Below are 18,208 nucleotides of genomic sequence, written 5' to 3' on the forward strand. Positions count from 1 at the left end.
GGAAGGAATTACTTCACTTCTGCGCCGTCATGATGTGCTTCTTCGTGCGCGTCCTGTGCTTGTTTAACTTCTGCAGCGCGTTTGCGCAGGCCTATCCAGCCCAGCACCAGCAGAATGATCAGCACCGGAATGGTCGCAATGGTGTAGGTACCGTTCGGGTAGTCAAACGCCATCAGCACCAGCACACTCGCCAGGAAGGCCAGCGTCAGCCAGGAAGTCACCGGCGCCCACGGCATTTTAAAGGACACGTCTTTCGCACGGCCTTCTTTAATCGCGGTACGCAGCTTCATCTGGCAGACGATGATAAATGCCCATGAACTGAGGATGCCCAGAGAGGCGACGTTCAGGACAATCTCAAACACCTGCGAAGGCACGTAGTAGTTCAGCACGACGCCGATAATATAAATCCCAACGGTGACCAGAATGCCCGCATAAGGCACCTGCTGCGCACTCATTTTCGACATGAATTTCGGCGCAGAACCGCCCATCGACAGAGAACGCAGGATACGGCCAGTGGAATACAGCCCGGAGTTCAGGCTCGACAGCGCCGCCGTCAGCACCACGATGTTCATGATGGTGCCGATGTAAGGCACGCCCAGTTTGCTGAAGAAAGTCACGAACGGACTTTGCCCCGCCTGATAGGCATTCCACGGCAGCAGCAGCACAAGCAATACCACCGAGCCCACGTAGAATAAGGCGATACGCCAGATCACGCTGTTGATGGCTTTTGGCAGCACTTTCTCAGGATCTTTGGTTTCGCCCGCCGCCGTACCGACCAGTTCGATCGCGGCGAAGGCGAAGACCACGCCCTGCACAAGCACCAGCGCCGGCAAGAGGCCGTGCGGGAATATACCGCCGTTATCTGTGATCAGATGCAGGCCGGTCGAATTGCCATCAAGCTCCTTACCGGTACCGAGGAATACCACGCCGACCACCAGGAAGATGGCGATGGCCGCGACTTTGATCAGCGCGAACCAGAACTCCATTTCGGCGAACCACTTCACACCAATCATGTTCATGGTGGCGACAATCGCCAGTGCGCCCAGCGCGAACATCCATTGCGGAACATCACCGAAGGTTCCCCAATAGTGCATATACAGAGCCACTGCGGTGATATCGACAATCCCGGTCATCGCCCAGTTAAGGAAATACATCCAGCCAGCAACGTAAGACGCTTTTTCGCCAAGAAACTCACGTGCATAAGAAACGAAACTGCCGCTGGTCGGACGGTGTAACACCAGTTCGCCAAGCGCACGCAGGATAAAGAAAGAGAAAATACCGCACACGGCGTAAACAATCGCCAATGCCGGACCGGCCATCTGCAAACGTGCGCCTGCACCGAGGAACAAACCGGTACCGATAGAGCCGCCGATAGCAATCATCTGAACCTGACGATTGCCCATGCTTTTGTGATACCCGTCGTCGTGCGAATCCAACCAGCGTCTTTTAGCAGCGCGTTTGGCCTCTGCCGACTTTTTATGAGACTTCATTCGATCTTGTTCTCCAAAAATGACCTTCGCCTGGACGTCTTATAGGGCAAGCAACCGATTGCAAGCCTGGACGTTTACGTGGTTTACCCACTGTATTTTTTTAGCCGGAACTGTTTTCAAGCAATAACGGCGAAGGATGCTACCTGTTCTCACTTACCGAGGCAAAAAAAACGTCACTAAAAATTGTTATCACTCATATTTCGCAGGACGAATTTTGTGGATACGTGCGGTCAGGATGTCTCTTTTGGCAGGCTCTCTTTTCTGACCCGCTCAATGTTAATTGACAGGTACATGACCTCTTCCGTGGTCAGCTCACGCTGATATTGCGCGCTCAGGTAATCACCAATCTTTTCGGCACAGATCCAGGCCTGCGGGTAATTTTCTTTCACCGCCACGTGCAGCGTCATGTCGTCGTCAGCCACTACTGTACGGCTCAGCATACGCTGTGCGAAAAATTTGAGATGGGTGACAAACCGCTGATAACTGAGCGATTCTTCGTCATATTCGAGCCGCAACTGGTATTTCACCAGGTTAAGAATTTCCTGCATGACGCGGGTGATCTGCGCCACTTCCGGCATTTCGCCGTTAAGCTGAGCATTCACCAAATGGAGGGCAATAAATCCCGCCTCGTCGGGCGGCAGGCGAACGCCAAGGCGGCGGTCAATGATCTCCAGCGCGTCGAGCCCCAGCGCATATTCTTTCGGGTACAGACGGCGGGTTTCCCACAGCAGCGCATTACTGATCGGCACACCCTTTTTCTGCCGTTCGATGGCAAAATTGCAGTGATCGGTCAGCGCGATGTACAGATTTTCCTGTAATTTGCCCAGACGGGTGCGCGCCAGCGTGATGATGTGATCACAGGTGGTCATCACTTCCATCGGAATATGGGATAAAAGCTCGGTCAGGCGGGCAACCAGTTCATCATTTTGCAGCGCAAAGATTTTCTCAATTTTACTGTCGTCGAGTTCATCTCCCGTTTTTTTCATAAACGCCAGCCCGCAGCCCATGACCACCTGTTCGCGTTGCTGTTCGTTAACGACAACCACCACATTATTATTGAGTATTTTGGCGATTTTCATTCTAACTCCCTGAAAAGAAAAACCTGACCATCCGTACGGATGATCAGGTTTTGTCTGCCGCTGTCTACGGATCTGCCTGATAATATCAGGATTTCAACGATGCACCGTGAGATTTAATCACCTCGGTATACCAGAAGAAGCTTTTCTTACGACGACGTTCCAGCGAGCCATTACCCTGATCGTCGCGGTCAACGTAGATATACCCGTAGCGTTTGGAGAATTCAGCTTTCGACGCGCTCACCAGATCGATAGGCCCCCAGCTGGTGTAGCCCATCACTTCCACGCCGTCCTCAATCGCTTCGCGCACCTGAACTAAATGGTCGTTGATGTACTGAATGCGGTAATCATCGTTGATACTGCCGTCTGCTTCGAGCTTATCGCGCGCACCCAGGCCGTTTTCAACAATAAATAACGGTTTCTGATAGCGGTCATACAACTCATTCATCAGGAAGCGCAAACCTTCCGGGTCAATCTGCCAGCCCCATTCTGAACTTTCCAGATGCGGATTTGGCACCATGTTCAATATATTGGCGCGCGCTTTGACATTCAGCTCTGCGTCGGTGGTCACGCAACCGGTCATGTAGTAACTGAAAGAAATAAAGTCGACGGTTTCTTTCAGCGCCTGTTTGTCTTCCGCGGTGATGATGATTTCCATGCCGCGATCTTTAAAGAAACGCGGCATATAGGCCGGGTACGCACCGCGCACCTGAACGTCACCGAAGAATAACCAGTCGCGGTTTTGTTGCAGCGTTTCCATCATGTCTGCCGGTTTGCAGGTCAGCGGATAGAGCATGCCGCCCAGCAACATGTTACCGATTTTGGCATCAGGAATAATCTCGTGGCAGGCTTTTACCGCTTTGGCGCTGGCAACCAGCTGATGGTGGATCGCCTGATAAATTTCCTGTTTGCTGCTGTCTTCCGGCAAGCCCACGCCGGTAAAGGGTGCGTGCAGCGACATATTGATTTCGTTGAACGTCAGCCAGTATTTGACCTTATCTTTGTAACGGCTGAATACGGTGCGGGCGTAGTTTTCAAAGAAGCCGATGGTGTCGCGGCTTCCCCAGCCACCGTGTTTTTTTACCAACCCGTAAGGCATTTCGTAGTGAGAAAGCGTCACCAGCGGCGTAATGCCGTATTTTGCCATTTCATCAAACAGGCGGTCGTAAAAGGCCAGCCCGGCCTCGTTTGGCTGCGTTTCATCACCCTGCGGAAAAATACGCGTCCAGGCAATTGACGTCCGCAGAACGGTAAAACCCATTTCGGCAAACAGCTTCATATCTTCCGGGTAGCGGTGATAAAAATCGATCGCCACGTCTTTGACGCCGAAATCGCCCTCCACACGCTCCTGCACCGGACCGAAAACGCCCTGCGGCTGCAAGTCTGAGGTAGACAATCCTTTACCGTCGGTCAGGTATGCACCTTCTACCTGATTGGCTGCCACTGCGCCGCCCCATAAAAAACCGTCTGGGAATTGCTTATTCATATGAACCTCCTGGCTCTGGTCGTTATCGAAAAAAACTTATCGTAAAAGCGTGAGCAGTGGCGTTTGTTCACTGACGTCCTGGCCAATACTGGCCGGGATCACGTCAAGGTAATCGTCACTGTTGGTCATCAGCACCGGCGTTGTCAGATCGTATCCGGCGTCGGTGATGCCCTGAATATCGAATTCGAGCAGTAAATCGCCCTGCTTCACCACCGCATCGACGGCAACATGTGGGGTAAAGAATTTGCCGTCGAGCTTCACGGTATCGATGCCGACGTGGATCAAAATTTCCGCGCCGTCTTCGCCCTCAATTCCGATGGCATGATGCGTTTTAAACAGAGAAACCACCGTGCCGTTTACCGGTGAAACCACCCGCCCCGCTGTCGGTATAATGGCGACACCTTTACCCAGCAGACCGCTGGCAAACGTGGGATCTTTTACCTCTTCCAGCGCCACGCAGGTGCCGGTCATCGGGCTTGCGATCAGCGTTTTACCCCGCGGTGCCTGTGCGGATTCTGCCGCCACTTTCGGATCGGGTTCGGCTGCGACCTCTTCTTCTTTCATGCCGAAGAGATAAGTTGCCAGGGCAGCAAACACCAGGGCAATCAGCGTACCGACAATGGCCGCGGTGACTGTCTGGTCAAAACCTGTCGGAGGGATCACCTGAGTGAATGTGAAAATGCTGGCAAAACCGAAGGAGTAAGCCGTGGTCTGGAAATAGCCAAGGATTGCCGACCCTAATGCACCGCCGACGCAGCCAAAGATAAACGGCCTGCGGCGCGGGAGGTTGATGCCATACACCGCAGGTTCAGTGATGCCGAAAATCCCGGCGCTGATGGCCGACCCCGCCAGCGCTTTGGTTCGGGCATCTTTGGCGCGCAGCATGACGCCAATCACCGCGCCGACCTGCCCCATAACCGCAGGAAGTAACAGCGGCAGCATGGTGTCGTGACCGAGAATACTGAAGTTATTGATCATCAGCGGCACCAGCCCCCAGTGCAGGCCGAATATCACACAAACCTGCCACAGCGCGCCCATAAAGGCACCGGCGATCATCGGGCTGACGTGATAAATAAACTGATAACCGTTTGCCAGTTGCTGGCTCGCCCACGTCGCCACCGGGCCGATCACCAGGAATGTCAGCGGAACGATCACCATCAGGCAAATCAGCGGGGTAATAAAATTGCGCAGCGCACCGGGCAGGATTTTCATCGCCCGTTTTTCCAGCCAGCTGGATGCCCAGGCCGCGAGGATCACCGGGATAACCGATGACGCATAGTTAATGAAAATCAGCGGAATGCCAAAGAAATGCTCGGCCGGAGCACCGGCCTGTTGAGCGTCAAAAGCGGCAATCATCAGCGGATGCACCATGGCTGCGCCAATCATCATCGTCACAAACGGATTACCACCGAATTTTTTCCCCGCTGTAAACCCAATCACCAGCGGGAAGAAATAAAACATCGCATCGCTGGCGGCAAACCAGACTTTATACGTACCGCTTTCCGGCACCAGCCAGCCGCAGGCAAGCGCCAGTGCCAGAAACCCTTTGAGGATCCCTGAGGCAGCCATGATGCCGATGAACGGCGTAAAGATACCGGATATCACATCAATTGCCCGCGCAAACAGGCTGCCCTTGTCGCCGGACTCTTCGTCACCCCCTTCGGAAAGCGGGCTGGTTTTCACCAGCGCTTCGTAGACTGCGCCTACGTGATTGCCAATCACCACCTGAAACTGGCCGCCACTTTCCACAACCATGATCACACCGGGATTTTTTTTCAGCCCTTCCGCATCGGCCCTGGTGGTGTCTTTTAATTTAAAGCGTAAACGGGTTGCACAATGCACCACGCTGTTCACGTTCTCTTTTCCGCCCACTCCGCGGAGAATTTCATCGGCTAACGTTTTGTATTCCATGGTGTTATCTCATCAGAGTAATGGCGTCGTGCACGACATTGCCGGTATATTCCACAGGGGCGGCCGGCCCCTGAATTCAGGCCAAAAAAAAACCTAAACGTCCGGTCTCTCCGCACAACGCGAAGAAACAAGAAGTTTAGGTTTTGCCTGTCAGACAGTAACAATCCTGCTCTCTGAGGGGATTCTCTGGTGAATCCCTTCCGGATACAAGTCGTAATCCCGGACAAATCGTGAAAATGTGACCGGCCTCAGATTATGTGCAGAAGTCTTGCCTCACAAGCCCCCGGCCGGAGTTCGTTGCGGGCATAAAGCGCTAAATAAGCGGCGTAAGGCTACAAAATTAGTAAGCTGTGTATTGCAACCTTGGTAACCGTTTACACGTTGCGCTATAATTCCTTGTCGCGGCAAAATCCGCGTCCGGGATTCTCAACCTGAATGTTCACTGGCGACATGGAATGCACACACATTCTATGTCTGAGTCTGCGCACACCTATTGCCTGTACAAACAACAAGCAATATCTCAATGGTGGCTCAGGCGGGGCTGACTTAGGTCAGGCCGGTATCCAGTAGAACCGGTGTTGAGAACCCCGTCAGGGCTACCACCAGCGAGATTCTCAACTCCAGTGGCGGCCAAACATTAATCTACTGGACAATGTGAAATGAAAGACAAGCCAAGGCAGGCACTCCCCCTCTCCCGGTCATTATGTGCCCCAGATACGCAGAGGCCGCATTATGACTAACTCCAGAGAAGACTGGCATCCCGCCGATATTATCGCGGCAATTCGCAAAAAAGGTTCAACGTTGACGGCACTCTCCCGGGAGTCCGGACTGGGTTCTTCCACACTCTCAAATACCCTTTCACGACGCTGGCCGAAAGGCGAAATGATCATCGCGCAAATGATTGGCGTACCGGCCTGGGAAATCTGGCCTAGTCGTTACTACAATGCCAAGGGTGAGTTAGTTGTGCCGAAGTTGCGTACCCCTAAAGCGGAAGTTTAGCCCGTGACGCGGTGAGAGCCCCGCTTTCACCGCCTTTTGAACCCTGCCGTTTACCTGCCTTTTCCTGAATTGCAGAAAACAAAACGGACGCTGATGCGTCCGTTGCAGGATATTTTGTCTGATATCGGACTTATTCTTCGTCGCGAGAGAGTCCGAAATGCTTATAGGCATGATTGGTTGCCATTCGCCCGCGCGGCGTACGCTGAATAAAGCCCTGCTGGATCAGGAACGGTTCAATGACATCTTCGATGGTTTCACGTTCTTCACCAATCGCCGCCGCTAAGTTATCCAGGCCAACAGGTCCGCCGGAAAATTTATCTATAATCGCCAGCAGCAGCTTCCGGTCCATATAATCGAAACCTTCAGCATCCACGTCCAGCATATCCAAAGCGCCATTGGCGACATCACCGTTGATCGTTCCGTCCCCTTTCACTTCTGCAAAGTCGCGCACGCGGCGCAGCAGACGGTTAGCGATACGCGGCGTGCCGCGTGAACGGCGGGCAATCTGATGAGCCCCCTCTTCGGACAACTCCAGCCCCAAGCATAATGCACTTCGCCCGACGATGTGTTGTAAATCCGCCACCTGATAAAACTCCAGGCGCTGCACAATACCGAAGCGGTCGCGCAAAGGAGAGGTCAGGGAACCGGCGCGGGTCGTGGCGCCAATCAGAGTGAACGGCGGCAAATCGAGTTTGATCGAGCGCGCGGCCGGGCCTTCGCCGATCATGATGTCCAGCTGGTAGTCTTCCATCGCCGGATAGAGAATTTCTTCAACAACCGGCGACAGGCGGTGGATTTCATCGATGAACAGCACATCGTGCGGCTCGAGGTTGGTGAGCATCGCGGCCAGATCGCCGGCCTTTTCCAGCACCGGCCCGGAGGTCGTGCGCAGGTTAACGCCCATTTCGTTTGCCACGATATTGGCGAGAGTGGTTTTCCCCAGCCCGGGCGGTCCGAAAATCAGCAGGTGATCGAGCGCGTCTTTGCGTTGCTTAGCCGCCTGAATAAAGATTTCCATTTGCGAGCGCACGTGAGGCTGGCCAACATATTCCGACAGCAGCTTGGGGCGGATCGCACGATCAATGACTTCTTCTTCGGTGAACACTTCGGACGAAATCAGGCGGTCAGCTTCGATCATCTCTTACCTCACAGCGCAGCGCGCAGCGCTTCTCTAATCAACGTTTCTGATTCAGCGCCGGGTTTGGCGACTTTGCTGATCATACGGCTGGCTTCTGGTGGTTTGTACCCGAGGGATATCAGGGCTGCAACGGCTTCGCCTTCAGCGTCAGATTCTTTCGCTTTCGACGCAGATGCAGGTAGCGTGATATCAGTATGATTGTTAAACAAATCACCGTTTAATCCTTTAAACCGGTCTTTCATTTCGACGACCAGACGTTCTGCGGTTTTCTTACCGACGCCAGGTAACTTGATTAAGGCGGTGATTTCTTCCTTTTCTACCGCACTGACGAACTGTTGTGCCGACATGCCTGACAGGATAGCCAGCGCCAGTTTTGGCCCGACGCCGTTAACTTTAATCAGCTCACGGAACAGCGCGCGCTCTTGTTTATCGTTAAATCCGTAGAGCAGCTGGGCATCTTCACGGACGATAAATTGCGTGAAGATGATAGCTTCCTGACCCAGTTCCGGCAATTCGTAAAAACAGGTCATCGGCATATGCACTTCATAGCCCACGCCGTTGGTTTCCAGCAGCACCAAAGGGGGCTGTTTTTCCAGAATAATGCCTCGTAGTCTGCCTATCACGTTCATTTTCCTTATCAGGTCAAAAGCTGCGATGTTTATATCATAAAAAAGGCTGGATGGATATCCAGCCTATGGGACTTGCGGCGTCTATCGCATACGTCCGCGTGCCATCTGTAATTTGTCCGTGCTGAGCCGGATAGCGTTCTGGCTCATGTGACAGTGAGTGATGGCAATCGCCAGCGCATCGGCCGCATCGGCCTGCGGATTAGCAGGGAGCTTCAGCAAGGAACGCACCATGTGCTGAACCTGCGATTTCTCAGCAGCACCGGTACCCACGACGGTCTGTTTCACCTGCCTCGCGGCGTATTCAAACACCGGCAAATCCTGATTCACGGCGGCCACAATGGCGGCTCCGCGCGCCTGACCGAGCTTTAAAGCAGAGTCGGCATTCTTCGCCATAAATACGGATTCGATAGCAAAAAAATCAGGCTGGAATTGCGTGATAATTTCCGACACACCGGCATAAATCAGTTTCAGTCGTCCCGGCATATCGTCTACCACGGTACGGATACAACCGCTGCCGAGATAACTCAGCTGACGCCCTGTCTGGCGAATAATGCCATAGCCGGTGATACGCGAACCGGGGTCGATCCCCAGAATAATAGCCATAGCCAGTCAACGCCTTGTGTTGTCGTTTTTTTGCAAAGTTGGGGAGAGTATAAACTGCCGGGGGACAACAGGATAGCCAGCCGGTGGTAGCCACCGGCGGCACTGAGATTACAGAGTTTCTGCGATCTCGTCAGAGATTTCACCGTTGTGGTAAACCTCCTGAACATCATCACAATCTTCCAGCATGTCGATCAGGCGCAACAGTTTAGGTGCAGTGTCTGCATCCATGTCTGCTTTGGTCGATGGGATCATGGTGACTTCGGCGGAATCCGCTTTGAAACCGGCAGCTTCCAGCGCATCTTTCACATCGCCCAGACTTTCCCAGGCAGTGAACACGTCGATAGCACCGTCATCGTATGACACGATATCTTCTGCGCCCGCTTCCAGCGCGGCTTCCATCACGACATCTTCATCCAGACCCGGTGCGAAAGTGATCACACCTTTTTTGGAGAACAGGTAAGCCACGGAGCCGTCTGTCCCCAGATTGCCACCGGTTTTGTTGAAAGCATGACGCACTTCCGCCACGGTACGGTTGCGGTTATCACTCAGACATTCAACCATCACCGCCGAACCACCAGGACCGTAACCTTCATAAATGATGGTTTCCATGTTGGTGTCGTCATCACCGCCCACGCCACGCGCCACGGCACGGTTGAGGGTGTCACGGGTCATGTTATTGGACAGGGCTTTGTCGATAGCCGCACGCAGACGCGGGTTAGCCGCAGGATCGCCGCCGCCGAGTTTTGCTGCCGTTACCAGCTCACGAATGATTTTGGTGAAAATCTTGCCACGTTTAGAATCTTGCGCCGCTTTGCGGTGCTTGGTGTTGGCCCACTTACTGTGACCTGCCATAAAAATCTCCAAAAAGTCTCAAGTCTTAACAGACCGAATAGTTTACAAATTCTTCAATCGCCTGCTGGTTGCTCGGGGAGACCGTCAGCGCTGCGGCTGCCGGCTTATCGAGCCACCGGTACGCGTGATGTTCCGTAAGAGGCACCTCACGCTCGTCGGGTAACGCCAGACAGAACCAATGTTCTTTGTTGCGGGTTACGCCCGGAGCATAGCGATGGCGCAAATGCGCAAATATTTCAAAGTCCTCACAGCGATGGCAGTCCTGAAGAGTCAGGTTTTCACCTGCGATGTCGATTCCGACCTCTTCCATGACTTCGCGCTGCGTGGTTTGATTCGGGGATTCCCCGTCCTCCAGGCTGCCGGTTACCGACTGCCAGAAATTCGGGTCATCCTTTCGTTGAAGCATCAGCACCCTGCCGGTGTTTCTGGCGTAGATGACGCACAGTATCGACTCAGGACGCTTATAGCTCATTAGTTATTCTCTGTATTTGTGTCTGGCGTCACTTCTTTTTTCGCCACGACTGCAATGCCCAGTTCCAGCAGGGAAGCCGGATTGGCAAAGCTTGGGGCTTCGGTCATCAGACAGGCCGCTGCCGTGGTTTTCGGGAAGGCGATCACGTCACGGATGTTGTCCGTACCGGTCAGCAGCATCACCAGACGATCCAGACCAAATGCCAGACCCGCGTGCGGAGGCGTGCCGTATTTCAGGGCGTCGAGCAGGAAGCCGAATTTCTCACGCTGTTCGTGTTCGTTAATACCCAGAATGCTGAACACGGTCTGCTGCATTTCGCTGCGGTGAATACGCACGGAACCGCCGCCAACTTCATAACCGTTGATGACCATATCGTAAGCATTCGCAATCGCGGAAACCGGATCCGCCGCCAGCTCTTCTGCGGTCATGTCTTTCGGCGCAGTGAACGGGTGGTGCATAGCGCTCAGGCCGCCTTCGTCGGTGTCTTCGAACATCGGGAAGTCGATCACCCACAGCGGCGCCCACACATCGTCCTGAGTAATTTTCAGGTCGCGGCCCACTTTCAGGCGCAGTGCACCGATAGCGTCAGTCACGATTTTCGCGCTGGCTGCGCCGAAGAAGATCATGTCGCCGTCTTGAGCGCCGGTGCGTTCAGTCAGGGCAGACAGCAGTTCTTCGTTCAGGAATTTCGCGACCGGGCTCTGGATACCTTCCAGACCTTTCGCCACTTCATTCACTTTGATGTAAGCCAGACCTTTCGCGCCGTAGATTTCGATGAATTTTGCGTATTCGTCGATTTGCTTACGGCTCAGGGACGCACCGCCCGGCACACGCAATGCAGCCACGCGGCCTTTCGGATCGTTGGCCGGATCGGCAAACACTTTGAACTCGATATTTTTCATCAGGTCCGCAACGTCAACCATTTCCATCGGGTTACGCAGGTCAGGTTTGTCGGAACCGAAACGACGCATCGCTTCTGCATAGGTCATGATCGGGAAGTTGCCCAGATCCACGCCTTTAATTTCCTGCCACAGCTCGCGCGCCAGTTTCTCCATCACTTCACGCACCTGTTCTGCGCTCATGAAAGAGGTTTCGACGTCAATCTGGGTAAATTCTGGCTGACGGTCAGCGCGTAAATCTTCATCACGGAAGCATTTTACGATCTGATAATAACGGTCAAAGCCGGACATCATCAGCAGCTGTTTGAACAGCTGAGGAGACTGTGGCAAGGCATAGAATTTGCCTTTGTGCACGCGGCTTGGCACCAGATAGTCACGCGCACCTTCCGGCGTGGCTTTGGTCAGCATCGGGGTTTCGATGTCGAGGAAATCATGGCTGTCCATGAAACGGCGCACGAAGCTGGTGATTTTTGCACGCGCTTTCAGGCGGTTCGCCATCTCAGGGCGGCGCAGATCCAGATAACGGTATTTCAGGCGCGCTTCTTCGGAGTTGACGTGATTGGAGTCAAGCGGCAGGGATTCGGAACGGTTGATGATGTTCAGGCCGCTGGCAAACACTTCCACTTCACCGGTCGCCATGTCTTTGTTGAACTGGCTTTGAGGACGCGCGCGCACGGTGCCGGTAAGCTGAATGCAGAACTCGTTACGCAGTTCAGACGCCAGTTTGTAGGCTTCTGCCTGATCGGGGTCGAAGAAAACCTGAACGATGCCTTCGCGGTCACGCATATCGATGAAAATCAGACCACCCAAATCGCGTCGACGGTTAACCCAGCCACACAATGTCACTTCCTGGCCCACATTGGACGCATTCAGTTTTCCACAATATACAGTACGCATAACGGTATCCTTTTGATCCCACTACCCGGCCTTATGGCGCACAGGTACAGAAACGGTTATTCACTCTGGTCGCCCGCCCGCAAAACGCTGCGGCGCGCGGAATAGGTTTTATACGGGTCGAAAAAAGGCGGCTATTATAAAGGAATTTCCTTCGCAGGATAAGTGCGAACACGTCAACGCGGGCGCGGAAATTCACTCATGTTGCAAGCTACACATAATTTAACAAAATTATCCCCAATGCGATCCCCGCGTTAGCATAGACTCGCGCAATCCCCTTTGTACACGCAGTTCATAATTCCTTTCGCTATTAATGAGATAACCGGGAGCTAAACGCCATGAAACTTGACCCTAACACTACCGCGCTGGTACTGATCGATTTACAGAAAGGAATTTTACCTTTCGCGGGTGGCCCGCATACGGCGCAGCAGGTGCTGGATAATGCCACTGAACTGGCAAACCGCTTCCGTAAACTGGGTGCCCCGGTAGTCATGGTGCGCGTGGGCTGGTCGGATTCTTTCGACGAGGCGCTGAAACAGCCGGTGGACATTCCCGCAGCAGCCCCCGAAGGCGGCCTGCCTGCCAGCTGGTGGGAATTCCCGGAGCAACTGGGCGTGGCTGATAGCGATCTGCTGGTGATCAAACGTCAGTGGGGCGCGTTCTACGGCACCGATCTGGATCTGCAACTGCGCCGTCGCCGCATTAAAAGCATCGTGCTGGCGGGTATTTCCACCAATATCGGTGTGGAATCCACCGCGCGTAACGCCTGGGAACACGGCTATGAACTGGTCATCGCAGAAGATGCGTGCAGCGCGCATAACAACGATCATCATCAGTCCAGCGTACAGTTTATTTTCCCGCGCATCAGCCGCGTACGTTCAACCGCTGAAGTGCTTGCCGCTCTGCCGGAGTAACGTTACCCTGCCCTGACGCATTAATTTTGCTATCCTGACGCCGCCCGCAGAGGCGGCGTTTTGTTATGGAAAAATCGGGAGAATTCGGCATGTATATTGGTTTACCGCAATGGCATCACAGCGCCTGGGCAAAGATTGGTTTGCGCGATCTGGCTGATTACGCGCGGTATTTCAACTGTGTCGAAGGCAACACCACCTTTTATGCCCTGCCAAAGCAGGAAGTGGTGATGCGCTGGCGCGACATGACACCGGGATCCTTCCGTTTCTGTTTCAAATTCCCTTCTGCCATCAGCCATAAAGCTGCACTGGCAAACTGCCAGGAAGATGTCGATACGTTTTACCGCACGCTCGGGCCGCTCGGCGAACGCATCGGCCAGTTATGGCTTCAGCTGCCCGCAACCTTTGCGCCGCAACATCTTGACCGTTTATGGCAATTTCTCGATGCGCTGCCCGCCGGATTTGATTACGGCGTCGAGGTCCGGCATCCGGATTTTTTTGCGAAAGGCGATGACGAGCGGAGGCTGAATCAGGGGTTACGCCAGCGGGGCGTCAACCGCGCTATTCTGGACAGCCGTCCGGTACACAGTTCCGCCTCGGTGACAGAAGCGGTACTCGAGGCCAAACGTAAAAAGCCTGTGTTGCCACTGCACGCCGTAGCCACTGCATCGCGCCCGCTGGTGCGTTTTATTGGCGGTGACGTGCTGGAAGATAACCGGCCTTTGTTTGCGCAGTGGATAACCAAACTTCAGGCGTGGGACGCACAAGGGCTTTCGCCCTATTTATTCATCCACACGCCGGATTGCACCGACGCTCCCCAGCAGGCAAGAAGCCTGTGGCAGCAACTGCGCCAGCAAATGCCTTCGGTGTCGCCGGAACCCGACTGGCCTTTGCAGGACACGTTGTTCTAAGAAAATTCTCTTTTTCATGACGACAGTATTTAGTCAGACCGCTATCATAGCCGCGCAGCGGAGAAGAAAATGGCTCCGCCGGATTACCTGGAATAACCAAGGAAGTCATCATGATTAGCGCGTTATATGTCGTGCTTGCCGCCATACTTTTGATCAAACTCTCTTTCGATGTTGTCCGTTTGCGTACCCAATACCGCATTGCCACCGGCGACGGCGGCTCTTACGAATTGCAAACGGCCATTCGCGTGCACGGTAACGCCGTCGAATATCTGCCGATTGGTTGTTTGTTATTGCTGTTTATGGAAATGAACGGTGCTGCCGTCTGGATGATCCACGCCTGCGGCCTTTTACTGATAGTCGGACGTTTATGTCATTATTACGGGCTAAAGAATCGCGAATTTGCCTGGCGTCGCAACGGCATGGCCGCCACCTATATCTCGCTGGTAGTGATGGTCATGGTGAATATTTTTTACCTGCCGTGGTCGCAGTTCCTCAACTTCAACTGATTTTGGATCTTTTTCCCGTCAGTTTGCAGTGAACACCGGTGCGCAGGTATCTGCCTGCGCCAGTATCTGCTAAAATCTGCCCTCAACTTTTTACCCACACTCTTTTCTGGCCTGACTCACCACTATGGCAAACCACGATACGCTTTTTTCTGCACCAATAGATAAGCTCGGCGACTGGACGTTTGATGAACGTGTGGCCGAAGTTTTCCCCGATATGATCCAACGTTCAGTACCGGGATATTCCAACATCATTTCGATGATTGGTATGCTCGCCGAACGCTTCGTTCAGCCTGATACGAATGTCTACGATCTCGGTTGTTCGCTGGGTGCCGCCACGCTGTCGATGCGTCGCAACATTAAGGTGCCGGGCTGCGAAATTATTGCTGTCGATAACTCCCCTGCCATGGTAGAGCGCTGCCGCCGACATATTGATGCTTTCCGCGCCGAGACGCCGGTAACCGTCATTGAATCGGATATTTTGAATATCGAGCTGAAAAATGCCTCGATGGTGGTGCTTAACTTCACACTGCAATTCCTCGAACCTGACGATCGTCAACGCCTGCTCAATCAGGTGTTTGAGGGAATGCGTCCGGGAGCGGCGCTGGTGCTGTCCGAAAAATTCAGCTTTGAAGATAAAGATGTGGGCGAGTTACTGTTCAATATGCATCACGATTTCAAACGTGCGAACGGCTACAGTGAACTTGAAATCAGCCAGAAACGCAGCATGCTCGAGAACGTGATGCTGACCGACTCTGTCGAAACACATAAAACCCGCCTGCGTCAGGCCGGTTTCCAGCACACGGAAGTCTGGTTCCAGTGCTTTAACTTCGGCTCACTGATTGCGCTGAAAGCCGGAGAAGCACAATGATCGATTTTGGTGATTTTTACCGCGTTATCGCCAAAGGGCCGTTAAGTCCGTGGCTCAATACCCTGCCCTCCCAGCTGACCGCCTGGCAAAAAGAGTCGCTGCACGGCAAGTTCAAACTGTGGTTCAACTCCGTCGATCGCCTGCCGCTGATCAAGCCAGAACGTCTGGATTTGCTGCACAGCGTCAGCGCTAACATGGAAGTGCCTTTACCGGCCGGTCAGCGCGAAGGCATTGAAAACCTGCTGCGCAATATGATGCCATGGCGCAAAGGCCCGTTCTCATTGTATGACGTTGAAATCAATACCGAATGGCGTTCTGACTGGAAATGGGATCGCGTTCTGCCGCATATTTCCCCCCTGACCGGACGAACCATTCTGGATGTCGGCTGCGGCAGCGGTTATCACATGTGGCGCATGATTGGCGCAGGCGCACATCTGGCGGTCGGTATTGACCCGATGCAGTTGTTCCTGTGCCAGTTCGAAGCGGTGCGTAAATTGCTCGGTGGCGACCAGCGTGCACACTTATTGCCGCTGGGCATTGAACAACTGCCTGAACTCAACGCTTTTGACACCGTTTTTTCAATGGGTGTGCTGTATCACCGTCGCTCGCCGTTGGATCACCTTTACCAGTTAAAAAACCAGCTGGTCAGCGGCGGCGAACTGGTGCTGGAAACCCTGGTGGTCGAAGGCGACAGCCAGCAGGTGCTGGTGCCAGGCGACCGTTATGCGCAAATGGGCAATATCTACTTCATTCCTTCCGCGGATGCGTTAAAGGACTGGCTGGTGAAATGCGGTTTTGTTGATGTGCGCATTGCCGATGTCAGCGTCACCACCGTCGAAGAGCAGCGCCGAACCGACTGGATGACCAGTGAGTCACTGGCCGAGTTTCTTGACCCGAACGATCCGACCAAAACCATTGAAGGCTATCCGGCACCGCGCCGCGCCCTGCTTATCGCCCGCAAATCATAACGCCTGCCCTTCCCTCCCGTCGCCCGGCGGGAGTTTTAATGACGACATTTTCCTACACGTTCTGTAACACCATCAGCAACAACTTAAGTGAAAAAGGGCTAACCTTTTAGGGTTGGCTATCCGTTTGTTCTGACAGAGATCGTCGTTTACGTGTTGGGAGGAAATATGAAGTTCCCTAATGGCAGTATCGTTAAACACAGATCCGGAGACATCAAAGGTTCCGTCATGAATACTTTTGAATCGGCAAAGGGAGTGGTGTCGTACTACGTCACGTGGGGGGATGGAACCAGCAGCCTGCACCAGGAAAATGAGCTGCGCTGGGCCAATATTGACGTCGCAATCCGGATTAAAAATTTCTACGAAAAGTAACCTGCCTGCAAATAATCCCCCGTCACTGGCGATAAACCCGCCGGGTTTATCGCTTTTATCTTACGTTAACGCGTGCTGTGTTACAGGCCTTTGTAAAGCTTCTGCTTTTTGCGCTTTATTAATGGATTGATGGATGCCGTTTCGTGTATAAAATCGTCCAAACTCCTTCATCTGATCGCGATGCCCCCCGCCTCGCGGAGAACGTCATGCGCAGAAAAATCCGCTTCCTGTTAGACAGAGCCTTTATCGTTTTTGGCCTTTTCATTATGTGTCTGGTCGTCAAAGCTGGCATGTTTGGCGTGGCGCTGCTGACCTGGGGCTGAAAGCACGGTAGCAGGACTGCCTCGTTGCCCTAATTCGCGCACAAAAAAAGCCCCGCCAAAATGACGGGGCCTGGTACTTGCGCAGGGCGACGCAATAAGGGTCGTAAGACCCAATTAAATCTGTTTAAACCTTGCGTCGATCACGCGGACCGGGATATTTCATCGTCGAACTGCAATGTGCTTTTCATTGCGGCAACAATATCGCCATCCACGCAATAACGACTGAATTCATCAAAATCTGTGTCAGAACTCATGGTGACACCGGCTTTACGGTAGCGCATGGCTGATTTCACCTGACGCCCCGCCGAACTGTGCAATTCTGTCAGCCCGATATCCACGAACTTTTGCAAATTGGTCAGACGCACACCTGCGCCTGCCATAATGATAGGACCACGCGTTAGCTGATTCAGTTCCCGAAGCATCGGCAATCCGACTTCGGCATTCTGTTGCTGGCCAGAAGTCAGAATGCGCGCCACCCCTAACTGAGTCAACTGCTCGAGCGCGACCTTCGGATTGAGGCACATATCGAAGGCACGATGGAACGTGACCGCCATATCTGAGCACAGCGCCATCACTTCCCACATGCGCGGCATATCGATATGCCCTTCCGCATCCAGCATCCCGACCACAATGCCGGGGAAACCCATATCACGCATACAGGCAACGTCACTTTTCAGCACGTCGAATTCACTCTGGCTATAGCAAAAGTCACCACCCCGTGGCCGAACAATCGGATGCACCGGGATAGTCACTTTTTCCCTCGCCAGTTTGAGGGTACCGTAGCTCGGGGTGATTCCCCCGTCTGCCTGGCTCGCGCACAACTCGACGCGATCTGCACCGGCCTGCTCTGCCGTTAACGAACAATCTACGCTGTAACAACACACTTCTAACTTAGTCATGTGA

The 18,208-nt window shown here is 53.5% G+C and carries 18 protein-coding genes; 7 read left to right on the forward strand and 11 right to left on the reverse strand.

What is annotated here, in order from left to right:
* Positions 1-8: 8 nt before the first annotated feature.
* The 4 genes from ansP to bglF all read right to left on the reverse strand — a co-directional run bounded on the left by ansP (position 9) and on the right by bglF (position 5,963).
* Positions 9-1,490: an L-asparagine permease gene (gene ansP, locus ACO0U8_RS10325; RefSeq protein ID WP_056769517.1), complete on the reverse strand. Its 1,482-nt coding sequence runs from the start codon at positions 1,488-1,490 to the stop codon at positions 9-11.
* Between the two features lie 230 nt (positions 1,491-1,720).
* On the reverse strand, positions 1,721-2,569 hold the full coding sequence (licT, locus tag ACO0U8_RS10330; protein WP_421670743.1) for a BglG family transcription antiterminator LicT: 849 nt from the start codon (positions 2,567-2,569) through the stop codon (positions 1,721-1,723).
* 85 nt (positions 2,570-2,654) lie between these two features.
* The gene (locus ACO0U8_RS10335) at positions 2,655-4,052 is read right to left on the reverse strand and encodes a glycoside hydrolase family 1 protein (RefSeq protein ID WP_421670744.1); all 1,398 of its coding nucleotides are present in this window, start codon (positions 4,050-4,052) and stop codon (positions 2,655-2,657) included.
* A 36-nt stretch (positions 4,053-4,088) separates the two neighbouring features.
* Positions 4,089-5,963, reverse strand: coding sequence for a PTS beta-glucoside transporter subunit IIABC (gene bglF / locus ACO0U8_RS10340; protein ID WP_414070888.1), 1,875 nt, complete (start codon positions 5,961-5,963; stop codon positions 4,089-4,091).
* Between the two features lie 732 nt (positions 5,964-6,695).
* On the opposite strand from bglF, the gene ACO0U8_RS10345 reads away from it, so the two are divergent.
* A complete protein-coding gene (locus ACO0U8_RS10345; RefSeq protein ID WP_056769510.1) occupies positions 6,696-6,962 on the forward strand; it encodes a helix-turn-helix domain-containing protein in 267 nt (88 codons plus the stop codon).
* A 130-nt stretch (positions 6,963-7,092) separates the two neighbouring features.
* Here ACO0U8_RS10345 and ruvB read toward each other — a convergent pair whose 3' ends face one another.
* The 6 genes from ruvB to aspS form a co-directional block, all read right to left on the reverse strand.
* On the reverse strand, positions 7,093-8,100 hold the full coding sequence (gene ruvB / locus ACO0U8_RS10350) for a Holliday junction branch migration DNA helicase RuvB (protein ID WP_056769508.1): 1,008 nt from the start codon (positions 8,098-8,100) through the stop codon (positions 7,093-7,095).
* A gap of 8 nt (positions 8,101-8,108) precedes the next feature.
* Positions 8,109-8,723: a Holliday junction branch migration protein RuvA gene (gene ruvA, locus ACO0U8_RS10355; RefSeq protein ID WP_013575037.1), complete on the reverse strand. Its 615-nt coding sequence runs from the start codon at positions 8,721-8,723 to the stop codon at positions 8,109-8,111.
* A gap of 87 nt (positions 8,724-8,810) precedes the next feature.
* Positions 8,811-9,332, reverse strand: coding sequence for a crossover junction endodeoxyribonuclease RuvC (gene ruvC / locus ACO0U8_RS10360; protein ID WP_056769506.1), 522 nt, complete (start codon positions 9,330-9,332; stop codon positions 8,811-8,813).
* A 108-nt stretch (positions 9,333-9,440) separates the two neighbouring features.
* Positions 9,441-10,184: a YebC/PmpR family DNA-binding transcriptional regulator gene (locus ACO0U8_RS10365; RefSeq protein ID WP_056769504.1), complete on the reverse strand. Its 744-nt coding sequence runs from the start codon at positions 10,182-10,184 to the stop codon at positions 9,441-9,443.
* Between the two features lie 25 nt (positions 10,185-10,209).
* Positions 10,210-10,656, reverse strand: a complete 447-nt coding sequence (nudB, locus tag ACO0U8_RS10370; protein ID WP_056769502.1) for a dihydroneopterin triphosphate diphosphatase — start codon at positions 10,654-10,656, stop codon at positions 10,210-10,212.
* A complete protein-coding gene (aspS, locus tag ACO0U8_RS10375) occupies positions 10,656-12,452 on the reverse strand; it encodes an aspartate--tRNA ligase (RefSeq protein WP_421670745.1) in 1,797 nt (598 codons plus the stop codon). The genes nudB and aspS overlap by 1 nt, the downstream gene beginning before the upstream one ends.
* Positions 12,453-12,787: 335 nt before the next feature.
* Between aspS and ACO0U8_RS10380 the strand changes: the two genes are divergently transcribed.
* From ACO0U8_RS10380 to ACO0U8_RS10405, 6 genes are all read left to right on the forward strand, one after another.
* Positions 12,788-13,363 (forward strand): hydrolase, encoded by a 576-nt coding sequence (locus tag ACO0U8_RS10380; RefSeq protein WP_421670746.1) that lies wholly within the window; start codon positions 12,788-12,790, stop codon positions 13,361-13,363.
* 89 nt (positions 13,364-13,452) lie between these two features.
* Entirely contained in the window at positions 13,453-14,271 is an 819-nt protein-coding gene (locus tag ACO0U8_RS10385; protein ID WP_217203963.1) for a DUF72 domain-containing protein, read from the forward strand.
* A gap of 110 nt (positions 14,272-14,381) precedes the next feature.
* Positions 14,382-14,777, forward strand: a complete 396-nt coding sequence (locus tag ACO0U8_RS10390; protein ID WP_122094898.1) for an MAPEG family protein — start codon at positions 14,382-14,384, stop codon at positions 14,775-14,777.
* 124 nt (positions 14,778-14,901) lie between these two features.
* Complete coding sequence (gene cmoA / locus ACO0U8_RS10395) at positions 14,902-15,645, forward strand: carboxy-S-adenosyl-L-methionine synthase CmoA (protein WP_056769494.1); 744 nt, start codon at positions 14,902-14,904, stop codon at positions 15,643-15,645.
* The gene (gene cmoB / locus ACO0U8_RS10400; protein ID WP_421670747.1) at positions 15,642-16,613 is read left to right on the forward strand and encodes a tRNA 5-methoxyuridine(34)/uridine 5-oxyacetic acid(34) synthase CmoB; all 972 of its coding nucleotides are present in this window, start codon (positions 15,642-15,644) and stop codon (positions 16,611-16,613) included. The genes cmoA and cmoB overlap by 4 nt, the downstream gene beginning before the upstream one ends.
* A gap of 225 nt (positions 16,614-16,838) precedes the next feature.
* On the forward strand, positions 16,839-16,982 hold the full coding sequence (locus ACO0U8_RS10405) for a hypothetical protein (protein ID WP_421670748.1): 144 nt from the start codon (positions 16,839-16,841) through the stop codon (positions 16,980-16,982).
* Between the two features lie 463 nt (positions 16,983-17,445).
* Here ACO0U8_RS10405 and cutC read toward each other — a convergent pair whose 3' ends face one another.
* Positions 17,446-18,204 (reverse strand): copper homeostasis protein CutC, encoded by a 759-nt coding sequence (gene cutC / locus ACO0U8_RS10410; protein WP_421670749.1) that lies wholly within the window; start codon positions 18,202-18,204, stop codon positions 17,446-17,448.
* Positions 18,205-18,208: the final 4 nt, after the last annotated feature.

The sequence above is a fragment of the Rahnella sp. EDr1-12 genome, from assembly GCF_049206505.1.
In the GTDB taxonomy this organism is placed as follows: domain Bacteria; phylum Pseudomonadota; class Gammaproteobacteria; order Enterobacterales; family Enterobacteriaceae; genus Rahnella; species Rahnella rivi.

Coding starts and splice junctions, on each gene's coding strand:
- ansP (WP_056769517.1), bottom strand. CDS start 1,490: ATGAAGTCTCATAAAAAGTCGGCAGAGGCCAAACGCGCTGCTAAAAGA.
- licT (WP_421670743.1), bottom strand. CDS start 2,569: ATGAAAATCGCCAAAATACTCAATAATAATGTGGTGGTTGTCGTTAAC.
- ACO0U8_RS10335 (WP_421670744.1), bottom strand. CDS start 4,052: ATGAATAAGCAATTCCCAGACGGTTTTTTATGGGGCGGCGCAGTGGCA.
- bglF (WP_414070888.1), bottom strand. CDS start 5,963: ATGGAATACAAAACGTTAGCCGATGAAATTCTCCGCGGAGTGGGCGGA.
- ACO0U8_RS10345 (WP_056769510.1), top strand. CDS start 6,696: ATGACTAACTCCAGAGAAGACTGGCATCCCGCCGATATTATCGCGGCA.
- ruvB (WP_056769508.1), bottom strand. CDS start 8,100: ATGATCGAAGCTGACCGCCTGATTTCGTCCGAAGTGTTCACCGAAGAA.
- ruvC (WP_056769506.1), bottom strand. CDS start 9,332: ATGGCTATTATTCTGGGGATCGACCCCGGTTCGCGTATCACCGGCTAT.
- ACO0U8_RS10365 (WP_056769504.1), bottom strand. CDS start 10,184: ATGGCAGGTCACAGTAAGTGGGCCAACACCAAGCACCGCAAAGCGGCG.
- nudB (WP_056769502.1), bottom strand. CDS start 10,656: ATGAGCTATAAGCGTCCTGAGTCGATACTGTGCGTCATCTACGCCAGA.
- aspS (WP_421670745.1), bottom strand. CDS start 12,452: ATGCGTACTGTATATTGTGGAAAACTGAATGCGTCCAATGTGGGCCAG.
- ACO0U8_RS10380 (WP_421670746.1), top strand. CDS start 12,788: ATGAAACTTGACCCTAACACTACCGCGCTGGTACTGATCGATTTACAG.
- ACO0U8_RS10385 (WP_217203963.1), top strand. CDS start 13,453: ATGTATATTGGTTTACCGCAATGGCATCACAGCGCCTGGGCAAAGATT.
- ACO0U8_RS10390 (WP_122094898.1), top strand. CDS start 14,382: ATGATTAGCGCGTTATATGTCGTGCTTGCCGCCATACTTTTGATCAAA.
- cmoA (WP_056769494.1), top strand. CDS start 14,902: ATGGCAAACCACGATACGCTTTTTTCTGCACCAATAGATAAGCTCGGC.
- cmoB (WP_421670747.1), top strand. CDS start 15,642: ATGATCGATTTTGGTGATTTTTACCGCGTTATCGCCAAAGGGCCGTTA.
- ACO0U8_RS10405 (WP_421670748.1), top strand. CDS start 16,839: ATGAATACTTTTGAATCGGCAAAGGGAGTGGTGTCGTACTACGTCACG.
- cutC (WP_421670749.1), bottom strand. CDS start 18,204: ATGACTAAGTTAGAAGTGTGTTGTTACAGCGTAGATTGTTCGTTAACG.